At 45.5% G+C, this 17,894-nt stretch carries 12 protein-coding genes; 3 read left to right on the forward strand and 9 right to left on the reverse strand.

Features of this window, described 5'->3' with window-relative positions:
* Positions 1–160: 160 nt before the first annotated feature.
* Complete coding sequence (locus QUA62_RS24235) at positions 161–994, reverse strand: alpha/beta hydrolase (RefSeq protein WP_333407304.1); 834 nt, start codon at positions 992–994, stop codon at positions 161–163.
* Positions 995–1,053: 59 nt separating this feature from the next.
* Between QUA62_RS24235 and gcvH the strand changes: the two genes are divergently transcribed.
* The 3 genes from gcvH (at position 1,054) to QUA62_RS24250 (ending at position 6,535) form a co-directional block, all read left to right on the forward strand.
* The gene (gcvH, locus tag QUA62_RS24240; protein ID WP_333163397.1) at positions 1,054–1,443 is read left to right on the forward strand and encodes a glycine cleavage system protein GcvH; all 390 of its coding nucleotides are present in this window, start codon (positions 1,054–1,056) and stop codon (positions 1,441–1,443) included.
* Positions 1,444–1,733: 290 nt separating this feature from the next.
* Positions 1,734–4,685 (forward strand): aminomethyl-transferring glycine dehydrogenase, encoded by a 2,952-nt coding sequence (gene gcvP / locus QUA62_RS24245; RefSeq protein ID WP_333407305.1) that lies wholly within the window; start codon positions 1,734–1,736, stop codon positions 4,683–4,685.
* A gap of 167 nt (positions 4,686–4,852) precedes the next feature.
* On the forward strand, positions 4,853–6,535 hold the full coding sequence (locus QUA62_RS24250) for a glycoside hydrolase family 44 protein (RefSeq protein WP_333407306.1): 1,683 nt from the start codon (positions 4,853–4,855) through the stop codon (positions 6,533–6,535).
* A gap of 223 nt (positions 6,536–6,758) precedes the next feature.
* On the opposite strand, the gene QUA62_RS24255 is transcribed toward QUA62_RS24250, so the two are convergent.
* The 8 genes from QUA62_RS24255 to QUA62_RS24290 all read right to left on the reverse strand — a co-directional run bounded on the left by QUA62_RS24255 (position 6,759) and on the right by QUA62_RS24290 (position 17,837).
* On the reverse strand, positions 6,759–7,631 hold the full coding sequence (locus QUA62_RS24255) for an MBL fold metallo-hydrolase (protein ID WP_333407307.1): 873 nt from the start codon (positions 7,629–7,631) through the stop codon (positions 6,759–6,761).
* Positions 7,632–7,879: 248 nt separating this feature from the next.
* Positions 7,880–9,118 (reverse strand): HhoA/HhoB/HtrA family serine endopeptidase, encoded by a 1,239-nt coding sequence (locus QUA62_RS24260; RefSeq protein ID WP_445301712.1) that lies wholly within the window; start codon positions 9,116–9,118, stop codon positions 7,880–7,882.
* 582 nt (positions 9,119–9,700) lie between these two features.
* The gene (locus QUA62_RS24265) at positions 9,701–10,783 is read right to left on the reverse strand and encodes an AI-2E family transporter (protein WP_333407309.1); all 1,083 of its coding nucleotides are present in this window, start codon (positions 10,781–10,783) and stop codon (positions 9,701–9,703) included.
* A 262-nt stretch (positions 10,784–11,045) separates the two neighbouring features.
* Complete coding sequence (locus QUA62_RS24270; RefSeq protein ID WP_006631625.1) at positions 11,046–12,116, reverse strand: D-alanine--D-alanine ligase family protein; 1,071 nt, start codon at positions 12,114–12,116, stop codon at positions 11,046–11,048.
* 531 nt (positions 12,117–12,647) lie between these two features.
* Positions 12,648–13,991, reverse strand: coding sequence for a tRNA (N6-isopentenyl adenosine(37)-C2)-methylthiotransferase MiaB (gene miaB, locus QUA62_RS24275; RefSeq protein ID WP_333407310.1), 1,344 nt, complete (start codon positions 13,989–13,991; stop codon positions 12,648–12,650).
* A 195-nt stretch (positions 13,992–14,186) separates the two neighbouring features.
* Entirely contained in the window at positions 14,187–15,338 is a 1,152-nt protein-coding gene (locus QUA62_RS24280) for a DNA cytosine methyltransferase (protein ID WP_333407311.1), read from the reverse strand.
* 57 nt (positions 15,339–15,395) lie between these two features.
* Complete coding sequence (locus QUA62_RS24285) at positions 15,396–17,087, reverse strand: ankyrin repeat domain-containing protein (RefSeq protein WP_333407312.1); 1,692 nt, start codon at positions 17,085–17,087, stop codon at positions 15,396–15,398.
* Between the two features lie 321 nt (positions 17,088–17,408).
* Positions 17,409–17,837: a hypothetical protein gene (locus QUA62_RS24290; protein ID WP_333407313.1), complete on the reverse strand. Its 429-nt coding sequence runs from the start codon at positions 17,835–17,837 to the stop codon at positions 17,409–17,411.
* Positions 17,838–17,894 lie beyond the last annotated feature (57 nt).

The following is a 17,894-nucleotide window of genomic DNA, read 5'->3' on the forward strand; positions in this document are numbered from 1 at the left end:
TGCTTACTTAAATGACTTAATTGGTAAGCGAAGAAATACTTTAGTATAAATACTCATCGCAAAAGTGACACGCTCCCCGTTGCTCATAGCAACGGTTCACAATAAAGTATAAGTGTATGTGTTGTTGTGGAACGGGCTTCTAGCCCGTTGCTCATCTTGGTCAAGAAGACTTATCTACGAGCTTAGCAAATGTTCGCAAAGTTGCAGCATAACGATCGCCCGCCACATCTATCAAATCATTATGACCGGCCCCATCAACCCAAAAATTCAATTTCGGCTCGTTGGCGGTGGCAAACAACTGCTCTCCATGCCAAAAATGAACCACCTCATCAGCCTTACCATGAATCACCAAAACAGGCGATCGAACTTTGCCAATCTTATCAATATTCACAAACTTATCAAAGGGTAAAATCGGCATCCGCGTCAACACCCGAAAAGCCGAAACAAAGGAACTTTCAACCACCAAACCGCCGACTTTTTGTCGCGAAGCCAAATCAATTGCCGGCCCACCGCCCACAGAACGGCCATAAAGAATAATTTGGTTTGCAGATACTCCCAACCGTTGCGTTAAATAATTGTAAGCAGCATCAATATCACGATAAGTATTATACTCAGAAGGCTTTCCCTGGCTCGTGCCGTAACCTTGATAATCATAGGCAAACACAGCAAACCCGCTATCTCGAATCTCTCTGAGTAGCCACAAAATCCCGTCCAAGTTTTCTGCATTCCCGTGACTGTAAAGTATGGTATATTTAGCTTGCGGGTTAGGAAAATGAACAGCAGAAATTTTCACGCCATTAGCTGAGCTAACTTTGATAACTTCCCTGCTCTCACTCTGACTAGATGGGGGAGGTTGAAAAATTAGCCGTTCTGAAAAAAAGAAACTGTAAAAACACAGAAATGCGTAAATAAAAATTATAGAGCGCATAAGTCGTTTGACAGAAAATTCTCCGAAAAGCAAGCGTTTAATATTTTTTCTGTTCCAGTTAGCCATCACTAAAGGCTCATAGTTGAATAAGATTTAACTAATACTTTTTTATTGCGAGAAAAGACATGGCACTAACATACCCCGATGACTTGAAATACCTAGACACCCACGAATACATTCGACTCGAAGGCGAAATAGCCACGATCGGCATTAGTGCTTTTGCAGTTGACCAACTCGGCGATATCGTGTTTCTAGATTTGCCCGAAGTGGGTGCAGGGTTGGAAAAGGGCGAAGCTTTCGGTACAGTCGAGTCAGTGAAAGCGGTTGAAGACTTGAAAGCACCAGTTACCGGTACAGTCGTAGAACGCAATGATGACATTATAGAGTCTCCCGAAAATTTGGCCGAAGACCCCTATGGCGCTGGGTGGCTGCTGAAAGTGCGCGTTGACAACACCAGCGATGCAGATGACGCTTTCTCGGCCCCGGAGTATCGCAAAATGGTGGAAGGGGAATAGGGCATAGGGCATAGGGCATAGGGCATGGGGATCGTAGATTCCTCCACAATCCGCCAGGGGTTGAAACCCCTGGCTAATAGCACAAGTCGTCTCAAGACGACGGAAATACTAAGCAGTTGCGCGGGGAGTTGCGATAAGTGCGCCTTAATCTACAGTCTGCGACCGACGAGTTTAGCTGTGAGACAGGGATTTCAACCCCTGACGGACTTTGATAGACGCAGAAAATCTTCCTTGTTTTCTTAGCAAAATGTTACAAACAAAGAAGAAAAGTCAATTCAGGAGAATCCGCCTTGGTACTCTACAGCCCTCAACTTGAACCCAACCAGCAGCAAGACCTTTCATCCATTGATGGTTTTGCGGGCCGGCACATTGGCCCGACACCCAGCGAAATCCAGCAAATGCTGGATGTTTTGGGCCTTTCGGGCCTCGATGACTTGATTGACAAAACGGTTCCTGCGGCGATTCGCATTTCTGCACCCCTACAACTTCCAGCAGCGCAAAGCGAGTACAGCGCTTTGGCAGAATTGAAAGAAATTGCTGCAAAAAATCAGGTATTTCGATCGTACATCGGCACTGGATATCACGACTGCATAACTCCCCCCGTCATCCAGCGGAATATCCTAGAAAATCCCGGCTGGTATACAGCTTACACTCCCTACCAAGCCGAAATTGCTCAAGGGCGATTGGAAGCTTTGCTGAACTTCCAAACCATGATAATTGACCTTACGGGTTTGGAAATTGCCAACGCTTCTTTGCTAGATGAAGGGACTGCGGCGGCGGAAGCGATGGCGGTGAGTTACGGCGCCAGCAAAAATAAGGCAAAAGCGTTTTTTGTTTCCCAAGATTGCCACCCTCAAACTATTGAAGTGGTGCAAACTCGCGCTTACCCCCTGGGAATTGAGGTAATTGTCGGCGACCATCACAGCTTTGAGTTCGATCGTACAATCTTCGGCGCTCTCCTGCAATACCCAGCCACAGACGGCGCAATTTACGACTATACGGATTTTATTCGATCGGCACACGAAGTCGGCGCATTAGTCACAGTAGCTGCCGACATTTTGAGCCTTTGCTTGCTCAAACCCCCCGGCGAATTCGGCGCCGATATAGCCGTAGGAAGCACTCAGCGCTTCGGAGTGCCGATGGGATTCGGAGGGCCCCACGCAGCCTATTTCGCCACGCGAGAAGAGTTTAAACGGCAAGTTCCGGGGCGAATTGTCGGCGTTTCTAAAGATGCTAACGGCAAATCTGCTTTGCGCTTGGCCTTGCAAACTCGCGAACAGCACATCCGCCGCGAAAAAGCAACTAGCAATATTTGTACTGCTCAAGTTTTACTGGCAGTGATGGCGAGTATGTATGCTGTTTATCACGGCCCATCTGGACTGAATGACATTGCTGAGAAAGTATGGAATTTAACTGCCCTTTTGGCATCCGGTTTAAGAAGTTTCGGATACAAAATTTGTTCTCAACATTTCTTCGATACTTTGCGGGTAGAATTGGGAGACAAACCGCTGTCAGAAATTCTAGAAGCTGCTAAAGTTCGGAAAATAAATCTCCGAGTTTTCGATAACTCGACAGTAGGAATTAGTTTAGATGAAACTGTAACCGCTGAAGATGTGCAAGAGTTGTGGAAAATTTTTGCTCAGGATAAGGATTATATGAGGGCTGACGGGCAGAATTCTCTCCACATTGCGCTGGATGCAGAGGCATTAAGTTCATATTTGACCTTACCAGATTTTTGCGATCGCACCAGCAGCTATCTCGCCCATCCAGTTTTCAACAGCTACCATTCAGAAACTGAACTTTTGCGCTATTTGCACCGTTTAGAAGCCAAGGATTTATCGCTGAACACCTCGATGATCCCCTTGGGTTCTTGCACAATGAAATTGAATGCAACAGCAGAGATGATGCCGGTGACTTGGGCGGAATTTGGCAAGATACATCCCTTTGCACCCCGCGATCAAACTCGCGGCTATCAAATGATGTTCGTGCAACTAGAACAGTGGCTGGCCGAAATCACAGGTTTTGCGGGAATTTCTTTGCAGCCAAACGCCGGTTCCCAAGGGGAATACGCGGGTTTGTTAGTTATTCGTCAATACCACGAACACCAAGGCGAATCTCACCGAAATATCTGTTTGATTCCCCAGTCAGCCCACGGTACAAATCCGGCTAGCGCGGTGATGGCGGGGATGAAAGTAGTTCCAGTAGAGTGCGATTCTCAGGGCAATATTGATGTTGCTGACTTACATAAAAAAGCAGAAAAACACAAAAATGAACTGGCGGCTTTGATGGTGACATATCCATCAACGCACGGCGTTTTTGAGGAAGAAATTAAAGAGATTTGCGAGATTGTCCACAACTGCGGCGGACAAGTTTATATGGACGGCGCAAATATGAATGCTCAAGTTGGTTTGTGCCGCCCCGGTGATTTTGGTGCTGATGTTTGTCACTTGAATCTGCACAAAACTTTCTGTATTCCCCACGGCGGCGGCGGGCCGGGAATGGGGCCGATTGGGGTAATGTCTCATTTAGCAGAATTTTTGCCCAGTCATTCTATTCTTAACAGTCAACAGTCAACAGCCAACAGTCAACAAACATCAGTTGGTGCTGTTTCCGCAGCGCCTTGGGGAAGTGCTAGCATTTTGCCTATTTCTTGGATGTACATTCGCATGATGGGAGGAGTGGGTTTAACTGAGGCAACAAAAGTAGCAATTCTTAATGCTAATTACATGGCCACACGCTTAGAATCTTATTATCCGGTTTTGTACAAAGGGAAAGCGGGTTTAGTGGCGCACGAGTGTATTCTAGATTTGCGATCGCTCAAAAAATCTGCGGCTATTGAAGTTGAAGATATCGCTAAACGGTTGATGGATTACGGCTATCACGCGCCGACGGTTTCTTGGCCAGTTGCTGGTACTGTAATGGTGGAACCGACGGAAAGCGAATCGAAGCAGGAATTAGACCGTTTTTGCGATGCAATGATTGCAATTCGAGCTGAAATTGCGGAAATTGAAAAAGGTAATGTTGACGCGCAAAATAACGTATTGAAAAATGCGCCGCATACCGCAGAATCTCTGATGGTTGATGAGTGGAATCGTCCTTATACTCGCGCGCAAGCGGCTTATCCGGCCCCTTGGACTCGCGAACATAAGTTTTGGCCGGCGGTGGGGCGGATAGATAATGCGTTTGGCGATCGCAATTTTGTTTGTTCTTGTTTGCCAATGGAGGCTTACAGTCAAGGTTAAATAAGTCTCTCCGGGTGGGCAATGGGCACCTTACACATATACTCTTGTGGGGTGCCTCTAGCCCGCCAAAAAAATAAACTTTAAAGGTATAATAGCTTATAAAGCTAGATCAACGCGCCGAAAACAATGTAATACAAGAATCCAAACATCCCCAGGTAAAATAAAAAATGAATAGACGATTTTTGTGGTTGGCTCCCCAAAATAAATCGCGTTGGATTATCCTATTATTGTTAGGTCTTTTGGCTGCTTTGGGGGTGGTAGCAACAGCAGCTTACATCAAAATGGCGATCGCCCAAACTATCGGCCCGGCTTTGTCTGTAGACGTTACAGCCGATCGACATTCCATAAGTCCCGATATCTATGGTATGAATGATTTCGCGATCGATAGGGCCCTCGCCCAAGAGTTGCGAATTCCAGTGGAACGTTGGGGGGCTAATCACACCAGTCGCTACAATTGGCTTGTCGATTCTTCCAACAGTGGCGATGACTTCTTTTTCGTGGGTGGCGGCGACAATAAAAATCCTGTTCCCGGCGAGTCTATAGATAAAATTGTCAAAACTAACCGCCAAAACGGCAGCAAAAGTATTGTTACTATTCCGATGATTGGCTATGTAAATAAATTTAGCACTTGGAACTGTGGCTTTAGAGTATCCAAATACGGCCCGCAAGAAAAAACAAACCCCTACATTTTTCCAGAAGGTGATAAATGCGGCAATGGTAAGCGTCCCGATGGCACTTTGATAAGTGATAATAATCGCCTTGATGTCAGCATTGTTAGCGATGCAGCTTTCCAGAAACCTTGGGTTCAACACTTAATTAAAACCCACGGTACTGCTGCTAACGGCGGTGTGCAAATTTACCAAATGGACAACGAACCAAGCGGTTGGGGAAATACTCACCGCGATGTTCATCCAGAACCGACAAGTTACGATGAATTGCGCGATCGCACTTATCAATATGCGTCAATGGTAAAAGCTACCGATCCCACTGCTAAGGTACTCGGCCCGTCGGATTTTGGCTGGCCTGTCTATGTGGATTCGGGGGTTAAGGGCGATCGTGAAAAACACGGCGGTGTCTGGTTTGCGCGGTGGTACTTGCAACAAATGCGCGCTTATGAACAGCAAAAAGGTGTTCGGATTCTAGACTATTTCGACGAACACTACTATCCTGCGGCGGACAATACCTGTTTGGCCAATTGTCCCGCCGGCGATGCCAAAACCCAAGCGCTACGACTGCGATCGACTCGTTCTCTCTGGGATGCTACCTATATTGATGAAAGCTGGATAGGAAAATACAATCCGCCATTAACAATCCTTCCCCGGTTTCGAGAGTGGGTAAAACAGGATTATCCAGGTACAAAAATTGCAATTACTGAATACAATTGGGGCGGTTTAGAGTCAATTAACGGGGCATTAGCCCAAGCCGATGTACTGGGGATTTTTGGGCGAGAACAACTTGATTTAGCGACGCTATGGGGGCCTCCTAAGTCCTCGGAACCGGGGGCTTATGCTTTCCGAATGTACATGAATTACGACGGAAAAGGCGGTAAGTATGGCGATACTTGGGTGCGATCCCCTAGCACAGATCAAGGACTTTTGTCAATCTACGGAGCCGATCGTACCAGTGATGGTACTCTGACCCTGGTAATTATTAATAAAACCAGCCAAAATTTGACCAGCAACTTGAGTTTGAAAGGATTTAACCCAGCCGCCAAAGCTCAAGTTTACAGTTATAGCGATGCGAATTTGGGGGCGATCCTCCGTCAGAGCGATTTAGGTGTCAGTGATACTGGATTTCAGGCAACTTACCCGGCTAATTCTATGACTGTGGTGGCTATTCCAAAGGCTTAATACCCAATCCGGCTTAAATATCCCCTCTTATTCTTAGTCCCCCTCTGCTCGGACTTTGTTTATCTAATAGCTGTTTCAACGGGGGAGAATAAAATGGGTTTTCAACTACAGCGCTTTGCATCTAAATCGAGTATACCCCTCCCCAACTCTCCCCTTATTAAGGGGAGGGTACCCGATAGGGTGGCTGGGGTGAATGTACTTCACTCAGTTGAAATCTGCGGTATTAAGCGCTGAGCATCCAAGCAACACACTGTTGCATTTGATTCCTCATTGTTTTTCGATCGGCTTGATACCTGCGGCTGTGTCCCGGCAACACCCATTCAAAGTCATAATTAGCCAAATTCTGCATAGATTTGATTTGTTCTGGCCAAGAATACCAACAGGCGTCGCGAAAGCCAACTAGCTGCTGCAAACTTTCCGACCAAGCAAGATGATCGCCACTAAATAAAAACTTTTTATTGTAAAGCAAAACTGTGTGACCTTTCGTGTGACCGGGAACAGGTATAATCAACAAATCATCTGCGATTTGATGCGGTTCACTGCCCGATAATTGAATTTCTACACTGCGAGTACCTGCGTTAATTTCGTCAGCATGAAGGATGCGATCGCACCCAAAATGATGGTGGTATTGTTCATGATCTGCCACATCGTCGCGGTGAGTCAAGTACAGATAGCGAATGCCACCCATTGCTTCGATATTTTTAACTAGCGGCGGCACAAAACGGGGAGAATCAACTAAAATGTTTCCTTCTGGGCGGACAATTAAATAGCTGGCTGCGGCGTAGGATTTCTCTGAGTGGTAGCCACAGTGATAGACATTTTCTGCTACGAGTGCGGGCAAATTTTTCTGAACTTCTTTGATTCTTGTGGGTTTTTCAACAGTGCCGATCGAACTTGTGGGACAAGACAAAAGAGCCGCGAGCGATCGCATTTCTTCAGTTTCATTAGTTGGCTGGTGGTAAACCGCAGACTGTTCTCCCTCTTGAGTAAATACTTCAGGTGCCATCCACCGACAAGTATCACAGTCAATGCAGGTACTGTCTACATAAAAATTACCGTTAATATTTTCAGTACGCCTCCGATTAATGTTAGCCATTTTTCTACCTCTTAATAACCCATATAAATTATCGTAACTTACTCTAACGGCTACCCCCGACATCCGGCGGGAGGTTTAAAGGCCCGTCTCACAGACCAAGCCGATTAAAACTCACCTCTTGCACCATTTTCAATAACGGGCAAGATGCCCGTTCCACAAGAGATTAATTTTCTTGTGGAACAGGCATCTTGCCTGTTCATAAAAGGATTATTGACAATGGTGCAAGAGACAAGTTTCAATCAACTATTCTACTGCTGCTGCTCCGCTGGAAAAGCACCCGCTTTCACCGCCACAGTGACAGGTTGTCCGCCGCGGCTTAATTCAAGCTGCAGATCGCTGCCCACGGTACTTTTCTCAACAATTTCTTGTACGCTGCCAGCATCGCTGACTTCTTTACCGTTGATTTTCTTGATGACATCGGCAAGGCGAACTCCAGCTTGTGCCGCTGGAGAATTTTTCGCAACTCCCAAAACTAACACGCCTTTATCTTCAGTCAGCCTCAATTTGGTGTTGGGATTTTGATTAAATTCTCTCTTGATTTCGGGAGTAATGCTCAACATCCGAACGCCGAGATAAGGATGTTCGGCTTTTCCTGCTGTTACTAATTGGTCGGCAATTTGTTGTGCTCGATCGATCGGAATAGCAAAACCCAATCCTTGAGCGCCTTGAATAATCGCCGTATTCATGCCGATAACTTGACCGCGCTGGTTCAGCAGCGGGCCACCAGAATTGCCAGGATTGATCGCAGCGTCGGTTTGAATAAAGCTGACGCGCTTGTCGGGAACGCCGACATCGGCGCTAGAACGGCCTGTAGCGCTAATAATGCCCACAGTCACAGTATTGTCCAAACCGAGGGGATTGCCGATCGCGATCGCCCATTCTCCCGGCTCTAATTCTTCAGATTTGCCCAAACTCACCACAGGCAAATTGGTAGCTTCAATTTTAACAACAGCCACATCAGTAACTGTATCTACGCCTAAAACTTTGCCGACAAATTCGCGGCCATCCTTCAGTTTTACCGTCACCGTATCTGCGCGGTCAACGACGTGAGCGTTAGTCAAAATGCGACCGTCAGAACCAAAAATAAAACCCGAACCAGAACCCCGTTCTACTCGATTTCCCGGTTGAATGGGAGATTCCGAACCGAAGAAGCGCCGGAATTGCTCGGGTATCTCATCTGGAACTTGGTTCGTCACCGTGCGAGAAGAATTGATCCGCACCACCGCCGGGCCGACTTCCTGCACAACTTTAGTGACAAAATTAGAGTCTTGAGAGGGCAGTATATTCGCGGGCAATGCTGAGATTGGCGCTGTAGTTGAAGGTTCAGCTTGAATGGCGTTAGAACTTCCAGGAACTTGAGAAGTTATGGCGTTGCACCCAACAGTTGCGGTGGAGCCGAGCAAAATGAGGGATAAAAAAGCAAGTTTTTTCGGCAAATAAAAACGGCGAGAACGCACAGTTGTAGCCGGCATATTTTTGGTTGACATAGTATTGATTTGGTGAGAGTTAGAGCCAGAGTTATAATTAGGATTTTGCATTTTTAGCACCTACTGTAATTAAATTAGAACTAAAGGTTCTTTAATTTTAATTCAAGCATTGATGAGCTCTGCTTGACTGGTGGGGTTTACCCTACAAGCTGGGGTAGAAACCAGACAGTCGCTGGCAAATTGTTTGTGAAATCGAGCTTTTGAGTGCGATCGAACTGGGTCGGCACTGGCGAATTGCTGTCTGAGCGCGATAATACAAACTACGCTAGCCAGGTCGCATATTCCGTATTTCCCGCAAACTTTTCACAGGATTGATATCCGAAGTCAACAACAATCCTGCACTCAAAAAAGCCAGGTTTCTACGCAAAATCTTCGTTGTGAGCGATCGACGTTAACCTAGAAACGGGGTTTTTAATCCCGCCTGCATCCAGGAAGGATAGCAGCTAAAGCACCGGAAAGCCTCACCCTAAAGCAGGAAGTAAAAAACCTCTAAAGCCTCAAGCTAAAGTACCAACTAAACCTAAGTCAAAATAGCCGGCAAAAACTCTCTTCTAATCTAAAATTTGAACCTATGGAGGAATTTTATTGCTCCATAGGTTCAATGGAATTAACCGAATCGATTTCCCTCGACTTGTTCCTCGAAATTTCCAAAACATCAACAGTATTCTTAATAAAACCAGCCATGGGCACAGCAACTAACAAACCTGCTACTCCTGCCACCTTAACCCCCACCAGCAGCGCCACTAAAATCCACACAGGATTGAGCCCGATAAAACCGCCTAATAACCGAGGAGCAACCCCGCTTTCAATTATTTGCTCAATTACTGTAGCGACAGCTAAAACTGTGACGCCGAGCCAAAAGTTGTTTAATGTGATCAGCAAACTGACAATGCAAATACTGAAAGGTGCCCCGAAGGGAATCATAGTCATTACACCCACGCCCAAACCGAACAGAAGTCCGAAGGGAACTCGCAAAATTAAAAAAGTAACAGTGATAGACAGTCCCATCAAACCCGCCAAAGTTGCTTGGCCGACGAAATAGTTGTGGAAGCTTCGCGCCAGCAACTCTCGCAATTGAAGGCTCAGCTTGGAGGGAAACCATTTAAACAAGCCTTCCCAGACGCGATCGCCGTGCAAGAGCAAGTAGAATGTCACGACTATTGTGAGCAGGAAATTCAACAGACTGTCTGCCGCACCCAAGCCAAATTTGAGAATTTCGCCAGTGAGAGACTGCAACTGAGCTGAAAGTCGATCGCTCAATTTGGTAGTCAAACCGCTAACATCAATGCGGAGATTGCGATTTTCCGCCCACTTGTTGAACGCTTCAATCTGTTCTGTGCCTGAAACTATCCAAGTCGGCAGTCGGGTGGCAAGTTCAGTAATTTGGTTTAGCAGAATGGGGGCTAGAGTCAGACCTAAAACCACCAATAGCAATAAAGTCAAAAACAATACCGACAAAACTGCTCGATCGCGCTTCAAGCCGTATCTGTGCAGAAAGCGCACTGGATAATCTAGCAAAAAAGACAGCACTGTAGCCACTACCAAAACTGTAATCAGGGCGCGAAAATATTCAAAGACTAGGAGGGCTAACCAGCAGTTGAGTACCGCTAGGGGAAATACCAGTCCGTAAGTCCACCACTGCGGCAGTTGAGTGAAACGTCTCATCTAAGTTAACCGAGTTAAAATTGGAGATGAAAGATGTGAGATTGACGCTGCTATTCGCCGTTCTCGCTTAAACATTTTATGGTGCATTTAATTTATACCCCACTGCTGAAGATTCCCAGTCGATCGACCAGCAGCGAAAATTTGGTTGCTGGCAGGCAGTGCCTGCCACAACCATGTTATATCGTTTCCGCTGGTATGGATATATCACCCGCGAAAAAAATATTTGTTGCTGTTGGCAAGGCAGCAGTTTGCAGCGCACGATTCAACCTTTTTCCCCGTGCCGTTCAAGAGCTAATTGAATTAAACGGTCTACTAATTCCGGGAAAGAAATGCCGTCCGCTGCCCACATTTGCGGATACATACTGGTAGCTGTAAAGCCGGGAAAAGTGTTGATTTCGTTAATCAAAACTTCTCCGGTGGATTCAATGTAGAAAAAGTCTACTCGCGCTAAACCTGCCGCGTCTATAGCCAAAAATGCTTGCACTGCCATTTCTTGGATTTGGGAGACGATCGCACCGCTGACTTTTGCCGGGATTGAGCAGTCGGCTTGTCCCTGGGTATATTTAGTTTCGTAGTCGTAGAAGTCGCTTTGAAAAGTAATTTCTCCCACCGTTGAAGCTTGGGGGTTGTCGTTGCCCAAAACTGCACATTCTAATTCTCTAGCAACCACACCCGCTTCGACAATTATCCGCCTGTCGTAGCTGGCGGCGCTGTCGAGAGCTGCTTCTAATTCAGCGCGCGATCGAGCTTTAGAAATTCCCACTGACGATCCCAAATTAGCGGGTTTTACAAAGCAAGGATAGCCCAAATCAGCTTCAATTTTGTCGCACAGTTTGGGGAAAACGCAAGGATTAGACCAGATTTCTGAACGGTTGACAGCGATGTATTTTACCTGTGGCAAACCAGCCTGAGCAAAAGCCATTTTCATCGCAATTTTATCCATTCCCAGCGCCGAACCTAAAACCCCGGAACCGACAAAAGGAACTTGCATTAATTTCAGCAATCCTTGCACCGTACCATCTTCGCCGTTTGGCCCGTGCAAAACAGGGAACCAAACATCTACGGCATTAAAATTAGGAAACTGTCCAGCGGGAGAGTCGTTTTGTCCTGGTTCTTGCTCTATTTCCAGAGGTTTTCCGCTGGCTAAGACTTGTTGAGGTAATGTTCCCGACAGCCAGTGGCCGTTTTTTTGGATGTAAAAGGGCAGAACTTCGTATTTAGAGGCATTTTCGTCAGCAGCGAGGGCACGGGCGATCGCCCGCGCTGAACTAATTGAGACTTCGTGTTCGCCCGATCGCCCCCCGAACAATAGCCCGATCCGCATCGTTGTCATTTTTCACCACTCCTAGGACTTTTCGACAAATATACACGCAGTTAGCGCAGCTAACGCAGAGACGAACCGCTTTAAGACTATTTATCTCCTCTATTCCACTCTTCCTCTCTCTCCTCTGCGCTCTCTGCGGTTAAAATCCCCCTCCCCCCTGTGAAAAGCCTCAATTACCCCCCCGGCCATTTTCAGTTAAACCGTCCCCAGAATCCACAGCAAACAGCCACATTTAATCGAAAATTGCATCATTTCCCTCCGCATTCGATTCCGGTTTCTTGCCCTGGCTTGAAACAGTTTATTTCCTTCCTCGTCTTTTCGCGCACTTAGATATTCCCGGAGCTCAATACTCCAGTCATGCTTATTTTTAAGAAGAGTTGTGGGCGGCAAAATGCGAATTACTTTCAGCATAATTTGCTGCTGATGTTAAATTACTTCTTCCCACAAATCTAGTTGCGATTTAACACCCTACACTTTATGTTTTGAGTATTGAGTTGGCAAACATTATTTTTGGTTCAACCCAAAACCCAAAACTCAAAACTATTCCACCATTTCTCCCGTCAAACTAAAAGCGCGAATATCTGTAATTTTAACCCGCACAATTTTACCAGCCAATTCAGCAATATCGCCCTTAAAAAATGTCAGACGATTGCCGCGAGTGCGTCCCATCACCTGAGTTGAATCTTTGAGATTCTGGACTTCCACCAAAACCTCTTCAGTGCGTCCGAAATAGCGCTGCGATCGTTCCATCGCCGTTGTTGTGACTACATGATTGATTCGTTGCAGGCGATCGGCTTTCACCTCCTCACTCAACTGATTTTCCCACAAAGCGGCCGGCGTCCCAGGGCGAGGCGAATAAGCCGCAGTATTCACCAAATCGAAACCAACATCTTCGATCAACTTCAAAGTCTTCTCAAACTGCGCTTCCGTCTCCCCAGGAAAACCGACAATCGCATCCGCAGTAATCGAAGCATCCGGCATATAATGGCGAATTGTATCAATAATCCGGCGGTATTTCTCCTGAGTATAACCCCGCGACATCGCTTTCAAAATATCATTATCCCCGGACTGAAAAGGAATATGAAAATGTTCGCAAACCTGCGGTAACTCAGCACAAGCCTTAATCAATCTTTCCGTAAAATAGCGCGGGTGGCTAGTAGCAAATCTGAGGCGATCGACTCCCGGCACATCCTGCACAAAATAAAGCAAATCCGTCAAAGTATGCTGGTTGCTGCCGTCCGGTTTTGTCCCCGGCAAATCGCGTCCGTAAGCATCAATATTTTGCCCCAACAAAGTTACTTCCTTGTAACCTTGACGGCCCAAATCCTCCATTTCTGCCCGAATTGCCTCCGGCATTCGCGACTGTTCAACCCCGCGAACATTGGGGACAACACAATAAGTGCAGCGTTCATTGCAGCCGTAAATTACATTCACCCAAGCAGTCACCTTGCTGTCGCGGCGCGGCTTAGTAATATCCTCCATAATCTCAACAGCTTCAGTCGCCACAACTTGATTGCCCTCAAAAACTTGTTCCAGCAAATCTTCAAGTCGGTTAGCGTGTTGCGGCCCCATTACTAAGTCTAATTCCGGCACTCTCCGCAGCAGCGCTTCACCTTCCTGCTGCGCCACGCATCCAGCTACAATTAAAGTTAAACCCGGTTCTTGGCGCTTGCGATGAGCTTGCCTTCCGAGGTTAGAATAAACTCTTTGTTCGGCATTGTCGCGAATTGTGCAAGTATTGTAGAGAATCAAGCTAGCTTCGTTCGGGTCTTCCGAGAACTCAAAGCCCATATTTTCCAGAATGCCGGCCATCCGTTCCGAGTCGGCTTTATTCATCTGGCATCCGAAAGTAGTGATGTGATAGCGGCGGGGTTTAACGGTCATGGCGAATTGCAGGCAAATAAAAAATATAGGTTTTCAACCTTAACACTTTATTATAACACTTCTCTGTTAAACGACATACGTCTGGGAATTGGGAATTTTAATAATTATAGGGTGTGCAATGCGCCCCTTATCTCTACAAATAGTTTTAGATACCGACAAAATCTGCGAAGTCGGGTATCTGGCTATTCTGTTTTTTTAGTGATATAAAAACTGTAAAATTGTTTTGGCAATACCTTGTGCCGCCAAATAAGGAACCCCATTGCCCACAGTTTTAAACATATTAGTCAATGTCATCTTAGCCGGCAGTGCAAAATCTTTTGGCAGTGACTGAATAGCCAGTGTTTCTGCAACAGAAAGCCGGCGAAGTTTGTAAGGGTGCAAGTGAACTTCGTTATTGCCGTAACAAGCTGTTGGCGAATAACGCCATCGGTGCAATCGCTTGAAAGATTTTTTTGAATCATCTCCTTCATCAACGGAAGCAAACCGCTTAAGGCCTGCTTTGGGTTGGAAATAGTGTTTGGCATTGGGATGGTTGAGAACGTCATTTTTTTGGAACCAAAATTCTACCGTTAAATCTTGGGGAATGCCATCAGGACAAGGCACGAAACCATCATCTGCAAAGGCTGTTCTCTCAGGCCAAGGATGAGAAAAAAATTCTGATTTGGGATATAATACCTGACTTTGCCAAGGAAATAAACTTTCGGCTAACATTGGGCTTTTTTCCTCTAGGGAAATGCCCAGATTTTTGACAAGGTTTTTTCTAAATCCAATCAAAATAATTCTCTCCCTATCTTGCGGGACACCGTATTCTATCGCATTAATTAAACGTTCCGCAAAAACGTATCCCGAATCCGCCAACTGGTTTTTGAGTGCGTCATAAAAAATTTTATGTTGTTTGGTTCTCCACAAACCTTTGACGTTTTCAAACAAAAAGAAATCTGGCTGCTGCTGACAAATCAATTCAATGTAGGAAGCTGAAAGTTTGCCTTTATCTCCTTCCCCACCTCGGTTTTTGCCACCAATAGAAAAGTCAGGACAAGGCGGCCCCGCGATAAACCCCACTATATCGTGATGCTTGCGCGCATCCTGCATCAGTTCCCGCAGGCGAAAAGCTGGTTCTCCCCCTAGAAGTCGAGTTACATCTGCTTCCTCTCCTTCGCAATATCCGTATTCTGGTAGCGGCAAATTCAGGCACTGCCGAGAATAGCGGTATGCTTGCATGAAAGGTGGGAAAATTTCATTGACATACGCTACATTAAAGCCGATCGACTCAAAGCCCAAATCGAGGAAGCCTGAACCTGAAAAAAAAGAAAATATACAGGGGATTGGGCATTGGGGATTGGGCATGGGGAATGGGGAATTGGAAATTGGGAAACAGAAAAGATTAACTTAATGGAACTCATTTTATTCATGCGTATTCGCTTGACTCCAAATTAAACTTGTTAAATCCAAAATATAATCGATTGAGTTATCGACGTATTTCTCTGCAACTTTTCCACCAGTAATTAATATTTTTGATGGCTCTTTGTAATGCGCCTTGTGACAACAAATCAACTGAGGCTTATCTCCTGTAGTTGTCAGGTTTTCTATTTTGAACGTGTCGAGGTGAAGTCGATAAACTGGCGTTTCATTATAGTTTCTGTCCTTAAGATAGCCTAAATTGCCAATAATGTAGATATACTCTCCAACTAAGGTTGCAGAATGAAAATCAGTGGGAGGGAAAACCTCTTTGGGATAGCCTAAAATCTTAAACTTGCCATGTCCGTCGTAAACAACCACATCGTTATAGATACAAAAGTCTGGATCGTAGTGATCTTCGTGTTCGCCAGCAATTTCAATGATTCTTCCATCTGGCAATTCTGTAATTGTTCTCCCAAATCTTTGATAGCACCATACAGCAGGTCTATCGTAGTTATCCCCGCTAAACATTGAGATCGCATCCCAATGCCCACTACCACTCAGAATCATTGCCTTCCAAAAGTCCACTTCCATTACTTCTGGATTAGTTTTCCCAAATCGACGCTCTCTGCCAGACAAATATTGTTCTCGCGTTACTTCGAGATCGTAATTACCCACTCCAGTTAGATATTGCCTCATATCATCGCTGATATCGCTTAGATCTTCGCCCACATCAACAAGCATTCGGACAATTTGTAGATTACTTGCCAAGTTAATAGCCTTATTAGAGCAATTATTGATTCGACTAGGATTTGCTCCATTCTCTAAGAGAATACGCACGCAATCAGTCGCGCCGCATTCTGCCGCTAAAATTAAAGGAGTGTTATTAAAATCATCAGTAGCTTCGATATCAAATCCCTGCTCAATCAACCATTCTAAAACTTCGATTTGACCGTTTTCGATAGGATACATCAATGGAGTATTGCCACAGTGTCCGCGATCGCTGCGATCTGCTCCTGCTGACAGTAATAATTTGGCTGTTTCAAGCTTACCGACTTCCAAACTAAACAGCCAAGGAGTTCGACTCCAGCAGTCGCGCGCAGAAAGATCGGGATTTTGAGCGAGTAATACCTTTACATTTTCGAGATCGTCACAGACGATCGCTTGCATTAGTCCCGTCCATTGCAGGTCACTAGCATCCGCACCTGCCTCTAGCAATAATTTGACAGCATCAAAACTTTCCACTCTTGAGGCGAACCTCAGGGCGGACTCGCTGTAGATACTGACATTACTAAGTTCTGCACCTCTTTCGATCAGCAAACTTAAAATTGGTAATAACTCTCGATCTTTTGAGATAGCGCATCCATCTATGGCATCGATTAAAACATGATAGCCATTTGGTCTCTGATAGTTTATGTTGGCTCCAGCATCCAAAATCAGTCGAACTTTATCGAGACTCCCTGACTGCACGGCTAAGCTGAGTACATTATTTTCATGCTCTCCACAAATCACTTCAATATCAGCTCCATTGTCTAAAAGAAACTTAACCATATCGAGCCCTGCATTTGAGCTAGATATCGCACACATCAAGGGTGTCAGTGAGTAAAATTTATCTGTACTATCAATATCGACTCCACTAGCAATTTGCTGTGCTACACCTGCAATATCTCCTTGTTCGGCATAAATATGAATTTGCATTGCTTTGAGTTAAATTTACTAATCAAATATTCCTAACATTTGTACCGCCTTTTGGAATAGTTTTAAGTTTCCATTCCATTAGTTTCTCCAGCGAGTGGTGACTTCTCCATTATACACCCATCAGCTAATGCTGCTTTTGATTAGCATCGGTGCGGGTGTTGTGGTGTGGTTTCTGGTTTTTTCGATCGCCAATTTCAAGAGCGTGTTGGCTAAATTCCAGAGAGGAAGATAATCAGGAAAGCCCCAGGGATAGTTTTGGCAAGGTGCTTGATGTGGATTATAAGATAGATTTGCCCGCTCGGTCCCTGAACGCAACTATTGTTACCACCATTGACCGCCTCGAAAACGCCAGTAGGGAAATAAAATCCGCATTAGTGTTTGCGCTCCCAGATAAATCGCCAACCATACTAAACTGTAATGTAGGGCAAATGCTCCCAAATCAAACTCTGGCTTGGGTATTCCGGGCAAACCAACTATTTCTATCAAAAATAACACAAAAATTGCTTCCCAAATCCCGGCGAGCAATTGAAATGCGCCGGGCCAATCTCGATCCCAGCGGTACTGCTGGATGTAGATATATAAGGCATCCCAGCCGATGCCAAAAATCGCTACATACCCTAAAATCCAGAAAAAGATCGAGCCTGATTTACCAGCGATTAAACCTAGAAAAAATGGCAGTGTTACTAAAACGCCTACAGTTGCAAATAATAATATTCGAGTTTGCCATCGGCCAAATAAGGTGGGAGTCATTCGATTTTGGATTTTAGATTTTGGATTTTAGATTGAATGCGAAACGGTTTTGTTTCT

This window comes from Microcoleus sp. MON1_C1, assembly GCF_036701945.1.
GTDB lineage: Bacteria > Cyanobacteriota > Cyanobacteriia > Cyanobacteriales > Microcoleaceae > Microcoleus.

Bases quoted from the DNA above. Each gene is read 5' to 3' on its own strand.
- QUA62_RS24235 (WP_333407304.1), bottom strand. From the start codon at position 994: ATGGCTAACTGGAACAGAAAAAATATTAAACGCTTGCTTTTCGGAGAA.
- gcvH (WP_333163397.1), top strand. From the start codon at position 1,054: ATGGCACTAACATACCCCGATGACTTGAAATACCTAGACACCCACGAA.
- QUA62_RS24250 (WP_333407306.1), top strand. From the start codon at position 4,853: ATGAATAGACGATTTTTGTGGTTGGCTCCCCAAAATAAATCGCGTTGG.
- QUA62_RS24255 (WP_333407307.1), bottom strand. From the start codon at position 7,631: ATGGCTAACATTAATCGGAGGCGTACTGAAAATATTAACGGTAATTTT.
- QUA62_RS24260 (WP_445301712.1), bottom strand. From the start codon at position 9,118: ATGTCAACCAAAAATATGCCGGCTACAACTGTGCGTTCTCGCCGTTTT.
- QUA62_RS24265 (WP_333407309.1), bottom strand. From the start codon at position 10,783: ATGAGACGTTTCACTCAACTGCCGCAGTGGTGGACTTACGGACTGGTA.
- QUA62_RS24270 (WP_006631625.1), bottom strand. From the start codon at position 12,116: ATGACAACGATGCGGATCGGGCTATTGTTCGGGGGGCGATCGGGCGAA.
- miaB (WP_333407310.1), bottom strand. From the start codon at position 13,991: ATGACCGTTAAACCCCGCCGCTATCACATCACTACTTTCGGATGCCAG.
- QUA62_RS24280 (WP_333407311.1), bottom strand. From the start codon at position 15,338: ATGCCCAATCCCCAATGCCCAATCCCCTGTATATTTTCTTTTTTTTCA.
- QUA62_RS24285 (WP_333407312.1), bottom strand. From the start codon at position 17,087: ATGCAAATTCATATTTATGCCGAACAAGGAGATATTGCAGGTGTAGCA.
- QUA62_RS24290 (WP_333407313.1), bottom strand. From the start codon at position 17,837: ATGACTCCCACCTTATTTGGCCGATGGCAAACTCGAATATTATTATTT.